A 15,868-nucleotide genomic window follows, 5' to 3' on the forward strand; every position below is an offset into this window, starting at 1 on the left:
GTAAAGCAGAGTCTGCTTGCCAAAGTCTCTCGGCCTCTTGGCCGGGCAGTGGGAACGGCGATAAATCTTCGCTATTTATCGTGGGACAAAAATTGTCGTTACTTCACTAAACGACATTCAGAACGGGTAAACCCGGCAATTTGGAGGACTATAAATGACTTTAAGAAAACTCATCACTGGTCTAGCGGCAAGCGCTGCCGTTATCGTAACTGCGACAACTGCAGCAAACGCTCAAGACATTACAGTCGCCTATTTCGAGCAATGGCCGTTGCCGATGCTGGCTGCTAAAGCACAGGGCAAATATGAAGAAGCACTGGGCACAAATATCAACTTCCGCGCCTTTGAAACCGGTACAGCAATGTCAGCGGCAATGGCGTCTGGCGATGTACAATTCTCTGTCAGCCAGGGCGTTCCACCGTTTGTTGTTGCGGCCTCCGGCGGTCAGGACATTCAGGTTCTGGATGTTGCGGTAAGCTATTCAGACAACGATAACTGTGTCGTATCTTCCTCGCTTGAAATCGATAAAAATTCGGCCTCGGAACTGGCAGGTAAAAAAGTTGCTGTTCCTCTCGGCACGGCCGCCCATTACGGCTTCCTGCGCCAGATGGACCATTTTGGTGTCGACCTAGCCTCTCTTGAAATTGTCGACATGGCACCACCGGAAGGCGCGGTTGCACTCAGCCAAGGCGATGTTGATTTCGCCTGCGGTTATGGCGGCGGCCTGACAAGCATGAAAGAACACGGCAATGTGCTTTTGACAGGCGCGGAAAAAGAAGAGCTTGGTATTCTTGTGTTCGACGTAACATCAGCGCCAGCCGCTTTTGTTGCTGAAAATGGCGACCTTGTTGCAAAATTCCTCGCCGTTACCGCCGAAGCGAACGCCGAATGGAATGCCAACCAGAGCGATGAAATGCTTCAGCTGATTGCAGAGCAATCCGGTATGGATGTGGATGCCACGAAAGCATCCATCTCAACCATGACATTCCCAAGCGTTGAAGACCAGCTTTCTGACAAATGGCTCGGCGGCAATGCTGCGACCTTCATGAAGGGCGTAGCGGATGTGTTTGTTGAAGCAGGAAGCATCGACAGTGCGCTCGACAGCTACGAAGGCGCTGTCAACGCTGGACCATTGGAAGCCGCAAGCAAAATGTAAAACCCAATATACGAAGGCCCGGCGTCTCAGCCGGGCTTTTTTTACGGCAGTTGGGATTGATACATAAGTTTGCGATAGAGCAAACAGAAAGAGGGGGAAATGTCAGAACTTTCTATTGATAACATTTCGATGCGCTTTGACCTGCCCGACGGGGGAGCGGTTCAGGCACTCAAAAATGTTTCGCTCGATCTAAAAAGCGGTGAATTGCTGAGTATTCTGGGGCCTTCAGGATGCGGCAAGACCACGCTCCTTAATATTGTGGCGGGCTTTCTTGCCCCAACCGATGGCGTCATGACGCTGAACGGTCACAAGATCGAAGGACCCGGCGCCGAACGCGGCATGGTGTTTCAGCAAGGTGCATTGTTTGAATGGATGAGCGTTCGCGAAAATGTGGGCTTTGGGCCATCCATGAAAGGGATGCCAAAGGGGGAAAAACAAAAGATTGTCGACCATCTGCTGGATGTTGTCGGCCTGAGAGATTTTAAAGAAAAAGCAGTTTATGAATTATCCGGCGGCATGCAGCAGCGCGTAGCGCTTGCGCGTTGCCTTGCCAATGATCCCGATGTCATTTTGATGGATGAACCATTAGGAGCGCTCGACGCTCTAACGCGCGAGAAAATGCAAAGTCTGGTTCTCAAACTCTGGAAAGAAACCGGCAAGACAATCATTCTAATCACACACTCCGTTGAGGAGGCCTTGCTGCTTGGCGAACGCTTGATTGTCATGGCACCCCGTCCCGGCCGTATCCATAAAGAGTACAAATTACCATTTGCGGAACTTGGTGTTGATGCCGATTTACGCGAAGTAAAAAAGCATCCTGACTTCGGCCCTAAACGCGAAGAAATCCTCTCAATGATTTGGGACATGGAAGAAGAAATTATGGGACGCACGGAGGAAAACGCATGAGTGGTTTAATAGTTTTAGCAATTTATGTCGGGATTTTCGTTGCCGCTTATTTTGTCATCTCCAAAGTCGCAGCACAAACGACAAGTGACTACACGTCACTGAAAACCGTCACCTTTGGCGACGAAAGTGCGGTTCGTCCCAACCGGCTCGCCGGTATCATCTCCATTTTAACAATCTTCCTACTCTGGGGCATGTTTACCGGCTCATCATTGTTGCCGGGTTTCTTACACGCTCCCGCTCCCTTTAGCGGCGAAACATCTTTTGAATATACAGCCGAGGCAAACGGCCAAAGCGATACAGCAACAGTGACAGTTGTTGTTCACCCGCGTGAGGAAAATCCAAGCTTGGAAGAACCGGCTGGCGGTGATGGCTTTGCCAAGAACGACATCATTTCAGTCGCTCAATGGCGCAGCAAGCTCGTCCAATGGGACAAAAATGACGACATTAAAAAGTCTGACGGCTCCACAATTACAGCCATCAATGGACAAAGCGTCGGCCCGGGTGACACAGTCGAAATAACCGGCGGCTCGGTCACCATCTCCGACAAAGGGACCCCCAATTTCAGGCCTTACAATGGCTGGCAGATGGAGCCGCTCTATTTGCCTGCACCTGAAACCGTGGTGGAAAGGACCTTCAAAGTGGCAAGCGAAGGCTTCCGCGGTACGTCCCTGCTTGGCCATTTGGGCTGGTCGTTGTTCAGGGTTGTTGCAGGCTTCCTTCTTGGTGCCCTCGTCGGTATTCCGCTCGGCTATGCGATGGGTCTTTCAAATTGGTTCCGTGGTTGGTTCGACCCGATTGTTGAGTTCATGCGACCGGTTCCGCCGCTTGCACTTATCCCGCTTGTCATCATTTGGGCCGGTATCGGTGAAGCTGGTAAGGTGATCCTGCTGTTCTTGGCTGCACTTTGGATCATGGCAATTGCTGCACGTGCCGGAGTATCCGGTGTGAACATTTCCAAAGTTCATGCGGCTTATTCGCTGGGTGCATCAAAATGGCAGATCATGCGATATGTCATCATTCCGAACTCTCTGCCTGAAATTTTTACCGGTGCGCGCGTAGCAATGGGTGTCTGTTGGGGAACCGTCGTTGCTGCCGAACTGGTTGCAGCGGAAAAAGGTGCGGGCATGATGATTATGGTCGCCTCAAAGTTCCAGAATACCGATATTGTTCTTCTGGGCATTATTTTGATTGGTATTATCGGCTTTGGTATCGATATGCTGATGCGTGGCGCAGAAAGATATCTCGTTCCATGGAAAGGCCGGGGCTGACAAACCCGCAGTTTTGAGACGTTCTGTCTCAAGATCACAGGAAACTGGCACTATCATGCTTTTCATGCCCACCCTAAAAAGGGGTGGGTATTTTATTAGGAGGATTCTGTCTTTGGCTACCGACAGCGCACGCGTAAACACATCGCCGCATGTCTCTGACGAGATTCGCAAGACCACTTGCTATATGTGTGCATGTCGTTGTGGCATTAACGTTCATCTGCGCAAGGATGAGAACGGCAAGCCTAAGGTACGCTATATTGAAGGCAACCGTGACCATCCGATCAATAAGGGTGTTTTGTGCGCAAAAGGCTCTGCCGGCATTATGCAGCATTATTCCCCTGCCCGCCTGAAAGCACCAATGAAGCGGGTCGGAGAGCGCGGCGAAGGAAAGTTCGAAGAGATAAGCTGGGATGAAGCGCTTGAGCTAGCAACCAGCTGGTTAAAACCCGTACGCGAAAAAGATCCCAAAAAACTGGCTTTCTTTACTGGCCGCGATCAAAGCCAGTCACTCACCGGCTGGTGGGCACAGAATTTTGGCACACCCAATTTTGCAGCGCATGGCGGTTTTTGTTCGGTCAATATGGCTGCAGGCGGCATTTACACATTTGGCGGGGCATTTTGGGAGTTCGGCGCACCGGACTGGGGTAAATCCGAACTCTTTATGATTTTCGGTGTCGCGGAAGATCACGATTCCAACCCGATCAAGCTTGGCCTGTCAAAGCTGAAAGCACGGGGCAAAAAAATTATCGGAGTCAATCCGGTTCGAACCGGTTACAATGCGATTGCTGATGAATGGGTTGGCATAACGCCCGGCACCGACGGACTATTTGTGTTGTCTATCGTGCATGAACTGCTCAAAGCCGGCCGCATCGATATCGACTATCTTATTCGCTACACCAATGCACCTTGGCTCGTCATTGATGATCCGAAAGCAAAAGATCATGGCCTGTTCCTGCGCGACAAAGACGGCAATGCGCAGGTCATTGACCGCAAGACCGGAAAAATCGCCGCTTACAACAGCAAGGATGTAAAACCTGACCTTAAAGGCGAGATTGATCTTAAAAACGGCCGCAAAGCTGTACCGTCGTTCACCTTGCTGGCTCAAAAATATCTTGATGACCGGTATGCCCCTGAAAACGTTGCGGAAGAAACCGGCGTTCCGGCATCGCAAACACGTCGTATTGCAGCGGAAATCGCACACGCCGCTTTTGAAAAAGAAGTCGTGATCGATCAGCCATGGACAGATATGAAGGGCGAAAAGCATGAAAAGATGATCGGCCGTCCGGTCGCCTTTCATGCCATGCGCGGTATTTCCGCCCACTCGAACGGCTTCCAGACCTGCCGCTCTATTCATCTTTTACAAATCCTGATCGGTTCGATTGACAGCCCCGGCGGTTTCCGCTTCAAACCGCCCTATCCACGTCCGGTCTCCGCACAGCCCGCACCGCATGGCGGCAACATTCCGAACACACCGCTAAAAGGCCCGCAGCTTGGCTTTATGCGCGGTCCTGAAGGGCTGCTGCTTGAAGAGGACGGTGTAACGCCGCAACGCATCGACAAGGCCTACTCATGGGATGCGCCGATGTCCTCCCACGGTTTGATGCACATGGTTATCGCCAACGCCCATGCGCGTGATCCATACGGCATTGATGTCTTGTTTATGTATATGGCCAACATGTCATGGAACTCATCCATGAACTCATCCGGTGTCATGAAAATGCTGACCAACAAGGATGAGAACGGCGAATATATCATTCCAAAGCTGATTTATTCAGACGCTTATTCATCTGAAATGGTGGCCTTTGCCGACCTGATTTTGCCGGACACGACCTATCTTGAGCGTCATGATGCGATTTCGGCGCTTGATCGCCCGATTTCAGAGCCGGAAGCGTTGTGCGATGCAATCCGCTGGCCTGTTATTGAGCCGGACAGAGAAGTTCGTGGCTTCCAGTCCGTATTGCTGGACTTAGGCGCACGCCTTGGCCTACCCGCCATGACCAATGAAGACGGTACGCCAAAGTTTAAGGACTATGCCGACTACATTCAAAACCACGAACGTAAGCCGGGTGTAGGCCCGCTTCTTGGATGGCGTGGCAAGGACGGCTCAAAAACCGGCCGCGGCGAACCGAACCCGAACCAGATTGATGCCTACATCAAAAATGGCGGCTTTTCGGAAACTCATGTACCTGCTGAAGCGCTTTACTTCAAACATGCCAATGCCGCGTGGCAGAACTGGGCCGTTGAAATGGGCCTTCAGGATGCCCCCGTTGAAAATGTGTTCCAGTTATATCTGGAGCCGATGCGCAAGTTTCAATTATGTGCGGAAGGCAAGGCCGAACCACAACCGCCCGAAACACACCGCCAGCGTATTTTAAACTGCTTTGACCCGTTACCGGATTGGTATCCGCCTTTTGAAGGCGCCAGTATTAATCTGGCTGATTTTCCATACCACGCGCTGACGCAGCGCCCAGCCGCTATGTACCATTCATGGGGCTCGCAAAATGCCTGGCTTCGTCAGATACACGGGCACAACCCGATGTATATTCCAGGCGAAATTTGCGATGAAGTTGGCCTTAAGGACGGTGACTGGGCCTATATCATTTCCCATCATGGAAAAATTAAAGTGCCGGTCAAACGCATGAACGCGGTCAATGGAAAAACCATGTGGACGTGGAACGCGATTGGAAAACGCAAAGGTGCATGGGCATTGTCTGCCAAAGCGCCGGAAACGGAAAAAGGCTTCCTTTTGAACCACATCATCAATGAACTTCTACCGCCCAAAGGGGATGGCCACCGCTGGTCAAACTCGGACCCGATAACCGGTCAGGCGGCATGGTTTGACTTGCGTGTTCGTGTGGAAAAAGCCCCTGCGGAAGATGAAGTCAGCCAGCCGCAGATGGATGCGCAAAACAATCCGGTCGGATCACCTGACCAAACTGTCGAATATGGTAAGGAGTGGACGAAATGACCCTGCTTCCCGCTCAAACTGATAAAAAGCTTGGCCTTGTTATAGACCTCGACATTTGCGTGGGTTGCCATGCCTGCGTCGTCAACTGCAAGGAATGGAATACCGGCGGCTATGGCGCGCCGCTTGGTGATATTGAAGCCTATGGCGACAATCCGTCAGGCGCATGGCTAAACCGCATTCATACCTTTGAGGTAACGCCTGAAGATGCACCGGCGCAAATCGTCCATTTTCCAAAATCCTGCCTGCATTGCGATGATGCGCCTTGTGTGACCGTCTGCCCGACCGGCGCGTCCTATAAACGCGGCGAAGACGGCATTGTGCTTGTCGATGAAAGCATGTGCATCGGTTGCGGCTTGTGCGCCTGGGCATGTCCATATGGCGCACGCGAAATGGACCCCGTCGAAAATGTCATGAAAAAATGCACATTGTGCGTCGACCGGATTTACAATGACAATTTACCGGAAATTGACCGCACGCCGGCTTGTGTGAGGACCTGCCCTGCCAATGCACGTCATTTTGGCGACTTTGCTGATCCAAACTCCAATGTCTCGAAAATGACCCGCGAACGCGGCGGATTTGACCTGATGCCTGAAATGGGCACCAAGCCTGTCAACCAATATCTGCCGCCACGGCCGAAATCACGCCCTGAAGAAACAATCGAAATCGCACCTGCATTTGTACCGAAAGCCGACGAAGGTCTACTCGGCTGGCTCGACCGTGCGCTTGAGAAATTAGGGTAAGGACAAACAAAATGCATCCAGCAATATCTGTTATTTTCTTTACCGTTACATCAGGTGCAGGATTTGGCCTTATGACCATGATCGGCCTTGGCTTCCCCATGCATGAGGGGCTCGTCGCGGCGTTTCTCTCCTGCCTGCTTGGCGGCGGTTTGGCAGTTGCAGGCCTCCTGTCCTCAACCTTTCATTTGGGACATCCTGAACGTGCCTGGCGTGCATTGTCGCAATGGCGTTCATCATGGTTGTCACGTGAGGGTGTCATCGCGATTGTCACACTATTGATCTTTGCAGCCTATGCGCTGATCTGGATGTTTACTGGAGAGCGCATTGCGCCTTTGGGCTGGGCAGTCGCGGCAGGCTCGTTGTTGACTGTTTATGCCACCTCGATGATTTACGCCCAGCTTAAAACAGTGCCCAACTGGCACTCGAAACTCACACCGCTTTGTTACCTGTTCTTCTCTGTCACTTCCGGCCTTTTGCTGGCCGGCATGATCGGCAAGGCAGCGTTTATTCTTGGCCTACCGACACCGACTATCATTGTTGTTGCACTTGGTATTGCCTGGGTTATCAAGTCTGTCTGGTGGCGCCGCGCAGATACAATCGGCTTTTCAGATACCGGCTCTGATACCGGAACGGCTACCGGTCTGGGGCATTTGGGGAAAGTCAAACTGCTGGAAAAACCGCATACCGGTGAAAACTATCTTACCCGCGAAATGGTGCATCAGATTGGGCGCAAACACGCGCTCAAACTACGCGCGATTGCGTATATTCTGGGCGGGATCGTGCCGGTGATCATGTGTACAATTGCCTTGTTTGCGGCACCGGTGTTCTTTTTGGCTATTGCGGCAGTGAGCATGCTTATCGGCCTTTTTGCAGAGCGTTGGCTCTTCTTTGCAGAAGCCAAACATGCGGTAAGCCTCTATTACTGACATCAATTTGCCCTGCACTTGCGGGGCATTTTTTCAGGTAGAATTTAAAGACCGTGCGTTCGGCTATAGGGTGATAATTCCGACGATTTCCAACGGGACAATGTGCCATCGGCGGGCTTGTAAATTTCCACTTTCAAAGGCGCACATTGTGCTTCTTCGCTGGAATGTTTGGAACCGCAATCACCGCCCGGACACGCTGACAACCCGCCTTTTAAATCAATATGCGCGAACATTTCCAGATAATCGCCGGAACGCACCGGGCTGGCCTTCATGAAATATTGCTTTGTATCGTGCGTGAAACCGGTACACATGAAGACATTCAAAACATCATGAACATAGGGTTCGGCTTGTTCAAGCGACATATCCATCTCAGCAGCGAGTGCACGTGTCAGATTGGAATGGCAGCAATAATGATAGTCACCGCCGGACAATAGCCTGTTCGTGTAAGGGTCGCAGCGCGTGCCAATGACATCATGTACACCGCCGCCAAAGTCATCCCAGCCATACCAGTCAAGCGTATCCCATGTGACGGTGGCAAGCGGCCTGAAATAAGGAAGATTGCTCCATAAATGATCGCCGGTCGATACATGCGTTCCATGCAGCGCGCGGGTTTTACCGGAATAAAACCGCTCATTGAGATCATGTGCATTCCAGAGATTCAAATCGCCAACCTGCGACCCCTCAGGACAAACAATCCGGAAGAAATGCCCTTTAGGCACATCAAACATGGATGCGTCACGCGGTTGAACAATCACTTCATCAATAAGCTGCATGCTCTCCCGCGCCTGTGCGAACACACTGGCATCATAAGCAGGCAGGCTATCAACCGGATAGCAAATTACCGGTTCAACCGATTTGCGTTTCAGAGCATCGGACGGGGTAGGATTTTGCGGCGTATATTTCATCTGTTCTCACGGTACCAGGCAATCAGTCGGGCGCGTTCTTCATCCGTAATCTGCGAAACATTCGCCGGCGGCATGGCATGGGTTACACCAGATTGAATAAAGATAGCCTCTGCATGTTGCGCGATTTGCTGGTGCGTCTCAAGCCGTACCCCTTTAGGCGGCCAGACAATGCCTTCCCAGCTTGGTTCATCAGCGTGACACATCGCGCAGCGTCCTTGGACAATTGTCGCGACCTCTTCAAAGCCTTCTGACTGCATCAAAGATTGCTGTACCGGCGTGACCTTGTTTGCCGTTTCGTTCTTCTCATTCATGTAAAGCGGCGCCGTAGAGAGCCAGGCCACAATCAGGAATAAAATTGCCGTCGCCAGCCACGTCCAGGTCGGGTTGCCGTTTCGTGCATGTTTCGAGTTGAAATAATGACGAATGGTAACGCCCATCAGGAAAATCAGGCTGGCAATGATCCAATTATATTCGGTCGCAAAGGCAAGCGGATAATGGTTCGACAACATGAAGAATATGACGGGCAATGTCAGATAGTTGTTATGCGTCGAGCGCAGCTTGGCAATCTTGCCATATTTCGCATCCGGCGTGCGCCCTGCCTTCAAATCCGCCACCACAATCCGCTGGTTTGGCATGATGATGAAGAACACATTCGCACTCATGATAGTCGCGGTAAAAGCGCCCAAATGCAGCAAAGCAGCACGGCCGGAAAACGCCTGTGTGTAACCATAGGCCATACAGACTAGCAGCGCATAAAGCAGCAGCATAAGAATTGTCGGGCTTTCACCGAGCTTTGATTTGCACAGGAAATCATAGGCAATCCAGCCAAAGGCAATGGAAGCAACCGAGATGGCAATGGCTGACAATGTGGAAATATCCGCAACATTGGGATCAACCAGATAAAGATCAGCGCCAAGATAATAGACAAGGAAAAGCAGGAAAAAGCCTGACAGCCAGGTTGAATAGCTTTCCCATTTAAACCAGGTCAGATGTTCCGGCATAGCCTCAGGGGCAATCAGATATTTCTGGATATGATAGAAACCGCCCCCGTGAACCTGCCATTCTTCGCCGTCAGCCGGACCGGCAATATTGCGGTTGAGGCCAAGATCCAACGCAATAAAATAGAAGGAGGAACCAATCCACGCCATTGCTGTAATGACATGCGTCCAGCGGACGGCAAACTCCAGCCAGTCCATGGCAACAGTTAGATCATACATGCGAATCCCCTCCTTGGTTGCACTAAGGTTAGCCTCAATAATTATTTTGCAAAAGCATCGCTACAAGCAAACACTTTCAAACAAACCAAAATAATCATAGAGTCATTTTATGAGCTATGTAGATAATATCCGCATGTTTGTGCGCGTTTTTGAATTAGGGTCCATGTCAGCGGCAGCGCGCGATCAGCGCGTTTCGCCTGCGGTATCCTCGAGCCGTATTGCCGAGCTTGAACGCCACTTAAACGTCAGACTGTTCAACAGGACAACGCGGCGGCTTCAACCAACAGAACATGGCAAAGTTTTTTACGACGGCGCAACGCAGATATTGGAAACAATCGAGCGTTCAGAGGCTGCTATCGCAGAAATTTCAAACAATCCGCGCGGCTCAATTTTCGTCGGCGCTCCCCTTGGCGTCGGACGCAGATTTATTGCGCCCTATGTGCCCTATTTTAAAGAAAAATACCCTTTGATTGACGTCAGGCTTCGTCTGTCAGATCGTTTCATCGACATAACTGCCGAGGGTATCGATGTCGCTTTTTCGATGCACAAACTTCCCGACTCCAATTTAAAGCGGCGCGTTATTGCCGATTGCGAGCGGGTTTTGTGCGGCTCACCTGATTATCTAGCGATCAAAGGCACGCCGAAAAACGGCGTTGAACTGGTGAAAAACAACCATCATTGCCTGCTTTTGCGTTTTCCCGGTACAGCCGAATTTCGATGGACACTTAAAACTGACAATTCTTATAAGGAATATGATGTCAAAGGCCCGTTTGAATCCGATGACGGCGACGTGCTGACCCAATGGGCACTTGATGGCCGCGGCATCATCAACAAACCGCGCTTTGAAGTCGCCGAGCACTTAAACACCGGCGCTTTGGTGGAGGTGTGTGCCGAGACACCGCCCTCACCGGTACAGTTAAGCTGCCTTTATCCGCACCGGCGTTATCAGGATCCTAAAATACGCTTGTTTATCGACTATATGGCTCAAAAATGCAGTCAGGAGTTGAAAAAACGCGCCTGACTAGCTGCCCCGATACGTTGAATATCCATAGGGCGAAATCAACAAAGGCACATGATAATGCGATGTGTCATCATTTACGCCGAAACGAATTGGCACCTCGTCCAGAAAGAGATTTTCCGCATCTTTTTCAACCAAACCGTGCGCGCGAAGATAATCACCGACTTTGAAAATCAGCTCATACTGTCCAGCTTTAAACTTGTCTTTCGGTAATATGGGCGAATCTGTACGGCCATCATCATTTGTGGTCATTGACGCAATTTTCTTATGGCTGTTGCCCGAAACCTTATAGAGCAAGATTTCTATACCCGCAGCAGGCAAGCCCCGCGCAGTGTCCAGGACGTGTGTCGTCAAAAATCCATCAGCCATAAAACTCTCCACTTTGTCGAAGCTATATAGTGTTCTACCCAATAAATGGGAAATACTATGCAGGACAATTGCAAATAGTCTTTATGGATTTATTTGATAATCCAATCGATTGTTTTGAGTTAAAAACGAATACGGAGGCAAAAATGAATCGTTACCCGCGCGACATGGCCGGATATGGCGCCAACCCACCAGATCCGAAATGGCCTGGCGGGGCGAAGATTGCTGTGCAATTCGTTATTAATTACGAAGAAGGCGGCGAAAACAACATTTTGCACGGCGATAAAGCCTCCGAAGCATTTCTGTCAGAAATTGTCGGCGCAGCACCGTGGGAAGGCCAGCGCCATTGGAACATGGAATCCATCTATGAATATGGTGCCCGTGCCGGTTTTTGGCGATTGCATCGCCTTTTCACGGAAATGAACATTCCTGCGACCGTTTACGGTGTCGCCACCGCACTTGCACGCGCTCCCGAACAGGTAGAAGCCATGCAGTCAGCCGGATGGGAGATCGCTTCCCACGGCTTGAAGTGGATCGAATATAAAGATTACGCCATTGAAGATGAACGCGCCGATATGCTCAAAGCCATCGCTTTGCATAAAGAAGTTACCGGCAAACGGCCAACAGGCTGGTACACGGGGCGTTGCTCGGTCAACACCATGGACATTGTCTCCGAAGAAGGCGGTTTTGCCTATATTTCCGATAGCTATGCCGATGATCTGCCCTATTGGTATGAGCATGACAGCGGTCACCAGTTGGTTATACCTTATACGCTGGATGCAAACGATATGCGTTTTGCCACGCCGCAGGGGTTTAACTCCGGCGATCAGTTCTACAGCTATTTGAAAGACACTTTCGACGCGCTCTATGCAGAAGGTGAAGCCGGTCAGGCCAAAATGATGTCCATTGGCATTCATTGCCGCCTGCTTGGTCGTCCGGGCCGTATTCAGGCATTGCGCCGCTTTATGGAATACACAAGGGGACAGTCCGGCGTGTGGTTCGCAAAACGTATTGAGATCGCCGACCACTGGCACAACCACCATGCACCGGAGCATCATATGTCGCGGCCGACACATATGTCCCGCGCAGAGTTCGTCGACCATTACGGATCAATTTTCGAACACTCGCCTTGGATTGCAGAACGCGCATTTGATAATGAATTGGGACCGGCCCACAATTCGGCGATCGGGCTACACAGTGCCCTCACGCGCAAATTCAGATCAGCAACCAAGGACGAGCGTCTGAATGTATTGACAGCACACCCTGACCTTGCAGGCAAGCTTGCCGCCGCCAAGCGTTTAACGGCTGAGTCCACTGCCGAGCAGGCAAGTGCTGGCCTGGACGCGCTGACAGAAGATGAACACGAAACCTTTACCCGCCTGAACGCGGCTTATACGGAGAAATTCGGCTTTCCGTTCATTATTGCCGTCAAAGGACTGGATAAGAATCAAATTCTGAGCAGCTTCCGGCAACGTGTTGAAAATAAACGCGATCAGGAATTTGAAACTGCATGCAAGCAGGTTGAGCGCATTGCGTTCTTACGTTTGAAGGATATTCTGCCATGAGTTTTGCAACACCGGTCGCAGGTCTGCCTGCACAGTCGGAATTGATGACCGGACGTGCGGTCTTCACCGAAGCTTATGCTTTCATTCCCAAAGGGGTCATGCGCGATATTGTAACCAGCGCATTGCCGCATTTTACAGCGACACGCGCATGGATCATTGCCCGTCCAATGACAGGATTCGCCGAAACATTCGCTCAATATATCGTAGAAATGGAACCTGATGGCGGCAGCGATTTTCCCGAACCGGACAAGGATGCACAAGCGGTCTTGTTCGTTGTCAAAGGAACATTGCAAGTCACAATTGATGGCAAAGCGCACAGCTTAGAAGAAGGTGGTTACGCCTATATTCCCCCGCACATAAAATGGACAGTGAAAAATAATTCATCCGCAGCCACCACATTTCATTGGGTCCGCAAAGCCTATGAAACTGTTGACGGCATTGATGCACCGGAAGCGTTCGTCATCAATGAAAAAAATATCGAGCCGTCGGTCATGCCCGACACCAATGGCGCATGGTCGACAACCCGTTTTGTTTCGTCCGATGATCTGCGCCATGACATGCATGTCAACATTGTGAACTTTGAACCGGGCGGCTCCATTCCATTTGAAGAAACGCATATAATGGAACATGGCCTCTATGTGCTGGAAGGAAAAGCGGTCTATAAACTCAATCAGGACTGGGTTGAGGTGGAGGCCGGTGATTTCATGTGGTTACGCGCATTTTGTCCGCAAGCCTGCTATGCCGGTGGTCCGGGACGCTTCCGCTACCTGCTGTATAAAGACGTGAACCGCCACCCGTCGCTAAGGCTCAAGTGATGAGCAACACGGTGATCACACAGGATATTTCCCATGATGCTTTTGCACCATTTGGAGACCTTGTGGATATATCCGGTGAGCCGGACAAAATTATAAATCAGGGCTTGTGCGGGCGCTACCATGACCGTGCCCACTTCGATTTCGGCCCGAACTGCAAGGGTGGCTTGAGTCTGTTTAACGCCGAGCCGCGCTCCCTGCCCTACCGTCTGGAAATGGTTGAGCGTCATCCTTTATGTAGCCAGGCTTTTATTCCCCTGCATCAAAATCCGTTTCTGGTCATTGTTGCGGAAGGACAGGACGATACGCCCTGCAAGGTTCATGCCTTTATCACCAAGCCCGGACAAGCCATCAATTTTCATCGCAACATTTGGCATGGTGTGCTGACGCCTTTGTCCGCGCCCGGCCAGTTTGCAGTGATCGACCGTGTTTCAGAGGGCGACAATTTACAGGAACACTGGTTCGCTGAACCAAAGATTATTGCCGGTCAAACGGCATAGGACGATATTATCAGTGTCATTACTGGGGAGGATAAAATGACAGAAAGCTCAATTGCAACGCAACAACAATTGCGGGATCCGAATTACACACCACCGCTTGCCAAAGCGGTGCCGCTGGGGATCCAGCATGTTTTGGCTATGTTTGTGTCTAACGTCACACCGGCCATTATCGTGTGCGGCGCTGCCGGTTTCGGCTTCGGATCGAACTCGCCTGACTTTCCGCAGATGATTTATATGATCCAGATGTCGATGTTCTTTGCAGGTATTGCAACGCTCATCCAGACAATTGGCTTCGGGCCGGTCGGTGCAAAACTGCCGATTGTCCAAGGCACGTCATTTGCATTCATTCCCATTATGATCCCGCTCGTTGCCGGTAAGGGCGTTGATGCTATTGCGGTCCTCATGGGCGGCATTGTCGTTGGCGGCCTTTTCCATGCAATTCTCGGATTGTTTATCGGTAAAATCCGCTTTGCGTTACCGCCTCTCGTCACAGGCCTAGTTGTCACAATGATCGGTCTGGCACTTGTCAAAGTCGGCATTCAATATGCCGCTGGCGGGGTCCCGGCTATCGGCACACCGGAATACGGCTCAGGCCTTAACTGGTTTGTCGCGGGCGTTGTGATCGTTGTCACGCTCGGTTTGAAGTTTTTCACAAAAGGCATGCTGTCGATCTCGGCCGTTCTTTTGGGACTTATCGCCGGTTACATCGTCGCCTTCGCACTTGGCATGGTAAACTTTGGTAATGTTGCCAATGCGGCACCGTTTGCGCTGCCGAACCCGTTCCATTTCGGTATTGAATTTACCGTCGCCGCCATTATCGGCTTTTGCCTTATGTCATTCGTTTCAGCGGTTGAAACTGTCGGCGATGTATCCGGTATTACCAAAGGCGGTGCCGGACGCGAAGCAACAGACAAGGAAATTCAAGGTGCAACCTATGCAGATGGTCTGGGTACAGCCGTATCCGGCGTGTTCGGCGCGCTGCCAAACACATCCTTCTCGCAAAATGTCGGCCTGATTGCGATGACCGGCGTGATGAGCCGCCATGTTGTCACCATAGGTGCCATCTTCCTGATCCTTTGCGGCCTTGTACCTAAAATCGGTGCCATCATCGCAACTGTTCCTATTGAGGTTCTGGGCGGCGGTGTGATCGTCATGTTCGGCATGGTTGTTGCTGCCGGTATGTCCATGCTGTCGGATGTTAACTGGAACCGGCGCAATATGGTGATTTTCGCGATTTCCATTTCACTAGGCCTTGGCCTTCAACTTGAACCGGGTGCGCTCCAATATCTGCCTGCAACCTTAAAAGTATTGGCGACATCTGGCATTCTGCCTGCCGCCCTGATTGCCATTGTTCTAAACCTTCTATTGCCTGACGAATTGGCAGATGAATCAACCGAGGAGGTCTCCGGCGGCATGTCCGGAAAAGGCAGCGGGTCGTTCCCGAAAAAAGCCTGAAACGCCAACCAACACTTCGAGAAACCCGCCTTATCAGGCGGGTTTTTATTTGGCTGTCTCATTGCAATT

Annotated in this window: 14 protein-coding genes; 11 read left to right on the forward strand and 3 right to left on the reverse strand. The window is 51.1% G+C overall.

From position 1 onward, the window contains the following. Positions 1 to 154: 154 nt before the first annotated feature. From SU32_RS00150 to SU32_RS00175, 6 genes are all read left to right on the forward strand, one after another. Positions 155 to 1,153: a taurine ABC transporter substrate-binding protein gene (locus SU32_RS00150; RefSeq protein WP_053997295.1), complete on the forward strand. Its 999-nt coding sequence runs from the start codon at positions 155 to 157 to the stop codon at positions 1,151 to 1,153. 99 nt (positions 1,154 to 1,252) lie between these two features. After that, entirely contained in the window at positions 1,253 to 2,059 is an 807-nt protein-coding gene (locus SU32_RS00155) for a taurine ABC transporter ATP-binding protein (protein ID WP_053997296.1), read from the forward strand. Next, positions 2,056 to 3,327: an ABC transporter permease gene (locus SU32_RS00160; RefSeq protein ID WP_053997297.1), complete on the forward strand. Its 1,272-nt coding sequence runs from the start codon at positions 2,056 to 2,058 to the stop codon at positions 3,325 to 3,327. The genes SU32_RS00155 and SU32_RS00160 overlap by 4 nt, the downstream gene beginning before the upstream one ends. A 112-nt stretch (positions 3,328 to 3,439) precedes the next feature. Next, complete coding sequence (locus SU32_RS00165) at positions 3,440 to 6,295, forward strand: molybdopterin oxidoreductase family protein (protein ID WP_053997298.1); 2,856 nt, start codon at positions 3,440 to 3,442, stop codon at positions 6,293 to 6,295. Then, the gene (locus SU32_RS00170) at positions 6,292 to 7,035 is read left to right on the forward strand and encodes a 4Fe-4S dicluster domain-containing protein (RefSeq protein WP_053997299.1); all 744 of its coding nucleotides are present in this window, start codon (positions 6,292 to 6,294) and stop codon (positions 7,033 to 7,035) included. Before SU32_RS00165 ends, SU32_RS00170 begins: the two co-directional genes overlap by 4 nt. Before the next feature lie 11 nt (positions 7,036 to 7,046). Next, complete coding sequence (locus SU32_RS00175; RefSeq protein WP_053997300.1) at positions 7,047 to 7,961, forward strand: dimethyl sulfoxide reductase anchor subunit family protein; 915 nt, start codon at positions 7,047 to 7,049, stop codon at positions 7,959 to 7,961. Positions 7,962 to 8,005: 44 nt separating this feature from the next. On the opposite strand, the gene SU32_RS00180 is transcribed toward SU32_RS00175, so the two are convergent. Further along, on the reverse strand, positions 8,006 to 8,866 hold the full coding sequence (locus tag SU32_RS00180) for an urea carboxylase-associated family protein (RefSeq protein WP_053997301.1): 861 nt from the start codon (positions 8,864 to 8,866) through the stop codon (positions 8,006 to 8,008). Next, a complete protein-coding gene (locus SU32_RS00185) occupies positions 8,863 to 10,083 on the reverse strand; it encodes a urate hydroxylase PuuD (protein WP_053997302.1) in 1,221 nt (406 codons plus the stop codon). Before SU32_RS00185 ends, SU32_RS00180 begins: the two co-directional genes overlap by 4 nt. A gap of 109 nt (positions 10,084 to 10,192) precedes the next feature. Between SU32_RS00185 and SU32_RS00190 the strand changes: the two genes are divergently transcribed. After that, positions 10,193 to 11,104, forward strand: a complete 912-nt coding sequence (locus tag SU32_RS00190; protein WP_053997303.1) for a LysR family transcriptional regulator — start codon at positions 10,193 to 10,195, stop codon at positions 11,102 to 11,104. Here SU32_RS00190 and uraH read toward each other — a convergent pair whose 3' ends face one another. Next, complete coding sequence (gene uraH, locus SU32_RS00195; protein WP_053997304.1) at positions 11,105 to 11,470, reverse strand: hydroxyisourate hydrolase; 366 nt, start codon at positions 11,468 to 11,470, stop codon at positions 11,105 to 11,107. It lies immediately after the preceding gene. A 143-nt stretch (positions 11,471 to 11,613) separates the two neighbouring features. Between uraH and puuE the strand changes: the two genes are divergently transcribed. The 4 genes from puuE to SU32_RS00215 are packed head-to-tail and all read left to right on the forward strand — an operon-like array spanning position 11,614 to position 15,799. After that, positions 11,614 to 13,032, forward strand: a complete 1,419-nt coding sequence (gene puuE / locus SU32_RS00200; RefSeq protein WP_053997543.1) for an allantoinase PuuE — start codon at positions 11,614 to 11,616, stop codon at positions 13,030 to 13,032. Further along, positions 13,029 to 13,847 (forward strand): bifunctional allantoicase/(S)-ureidoglycine aminohydrolase, encoded by an 819-nt coding sequence (locus SU32_RS00205; protein ID WP_053997305.1) that lies wholly within the window; start codon positions 13,029 to 13,031, stop codon positions 13,845 to 13,847. Before puuE ends, SU32_RS00205 begins: the two co-directional genes overlap by 4 nt. After that, positions 13,847 to 14,344 (forward strand): ureidoglycolate lyase, encoded by a 498-nt coding sequence (locus SU32_RS00210; protein WP_053997306.1) that lies wholly within the window; start codon positions 13,847 to 13,849, stop codon positions 14,342 to 14,344. The genes SU32_RS00205 and SU32_RS00210 overlap by 1 nt, the downstream gene beginning before the upstream one ends. A 36-nt stretch (positions 14,345 to 14,380) precedes the next feature. Continuing rightward, the gene (locus tag SU32_RS00215) at positions 14,381 to 15,799 is read left to right on the forward strand and encodes a uracil-xanthine permease family protein (RefSeq protein ID WP_053997307.1); all 1,419 of its coding nucleotides are present in this window, start codon (positions 14,381 to 14,383) and stop codon (positions 15,797 to 15,799) included. Positions 15,800 to 15,868 lie beyond the last annotated feature (69 nt).

This window comes from Ahrensia marina, assembly GCF_001293565.1.
Taxonomy (GTDB): Bacteria; Pseudomonadota; Alphaproteobacteria; order Rhizobiales; family Rhizobiaceae; genus Ahrensia; species Ahrensia marina.

Coding starts and splice junctions, on each gene's coding strand:
- SU32_RS00150 (WP_053997295.1), top strand. CDS start 155: ATGACTTTAAGAAAACTCATCACTGGTCTAGCGGCAAGCGCTGCCGTT.
- SU32_RS00155 (WP_053997296.1), top strand. CDS start 1,253: ATGTCAGAACTTTCTATTGATAACATTTCGATGCGCTTTGACCTGCCC.
- SU32_RS00160 (WP_053997297.1), top strand. CDS start 2,056: ATGAGTGGTTTAATAGTTTTAGCAATTTATGTCGGGATTTTCGTTGCC.
- SU32_RS00170 (WP_053997299.1), top strand. CDS start 6,292: ATGACCCTGCTTCCCGCTCAAACTGATAAAAAGCTTGGCCTTGTTATA.
- SU32_RS00175 (WP_053997300.1), top strand. CDS start 7,047: ATGCATCCAGCAATATCTGTTATTTTCTTTACCGTTACATCAGGTGCA.
- SU32_RS00180 (WP_053997301.1), bottom strand. CDS start 8,866: ATGAAATATACGCCGCAAAATCCTACCCCGTCCGATGCTCTGAAACGC.
- SU32_RS00185 (WP_053997302.1), bottom strand. CDS start 10,083: ATGTATGATCTAACTGTTGCCATGGACTGGCTGGAGTTTGCCGTCCGC.
- SU32_RS00190 (WP_053997303.1), top strand. CDS start 10,193: ATGAGCTATGTAGATAATATCCGCATGTTTGTGCGCGTTTTTGAATTA.
- uraH (WP_053997304.1), bottom strand. CDS start 11,470: ATGGCTGATGGATTTTTGACGACACACGTCCTGGACACTGCGCGGGGC.
- puuE (WP_053997543.1), top strand. CDS start 11,614: ATGAATCGTTACCCGCGCGACATGGCCGGATATGGCGCCAACCCACCA.
- SU32_RS00205 (WP_053997305.1), top strand. CDS start 13,029: ATGAGTTTTGCAACACCGGTCGCAGGTCTGCCTGCACAGTCGGAATTG.
- SU32_RS00210 (WP_053997306.1), top strand. CDS start 13,847: ATGAGCAACACGGTGATCACACAGGATATTTCCCATGATGCTTTTGCA.
- SU32_RS00215 (WP_053997307.1), top strand. CDS start 14,381: ATGACAGAAAGCTCAATTGCAACGCAACAACAATTGCGGGATCCGAAT.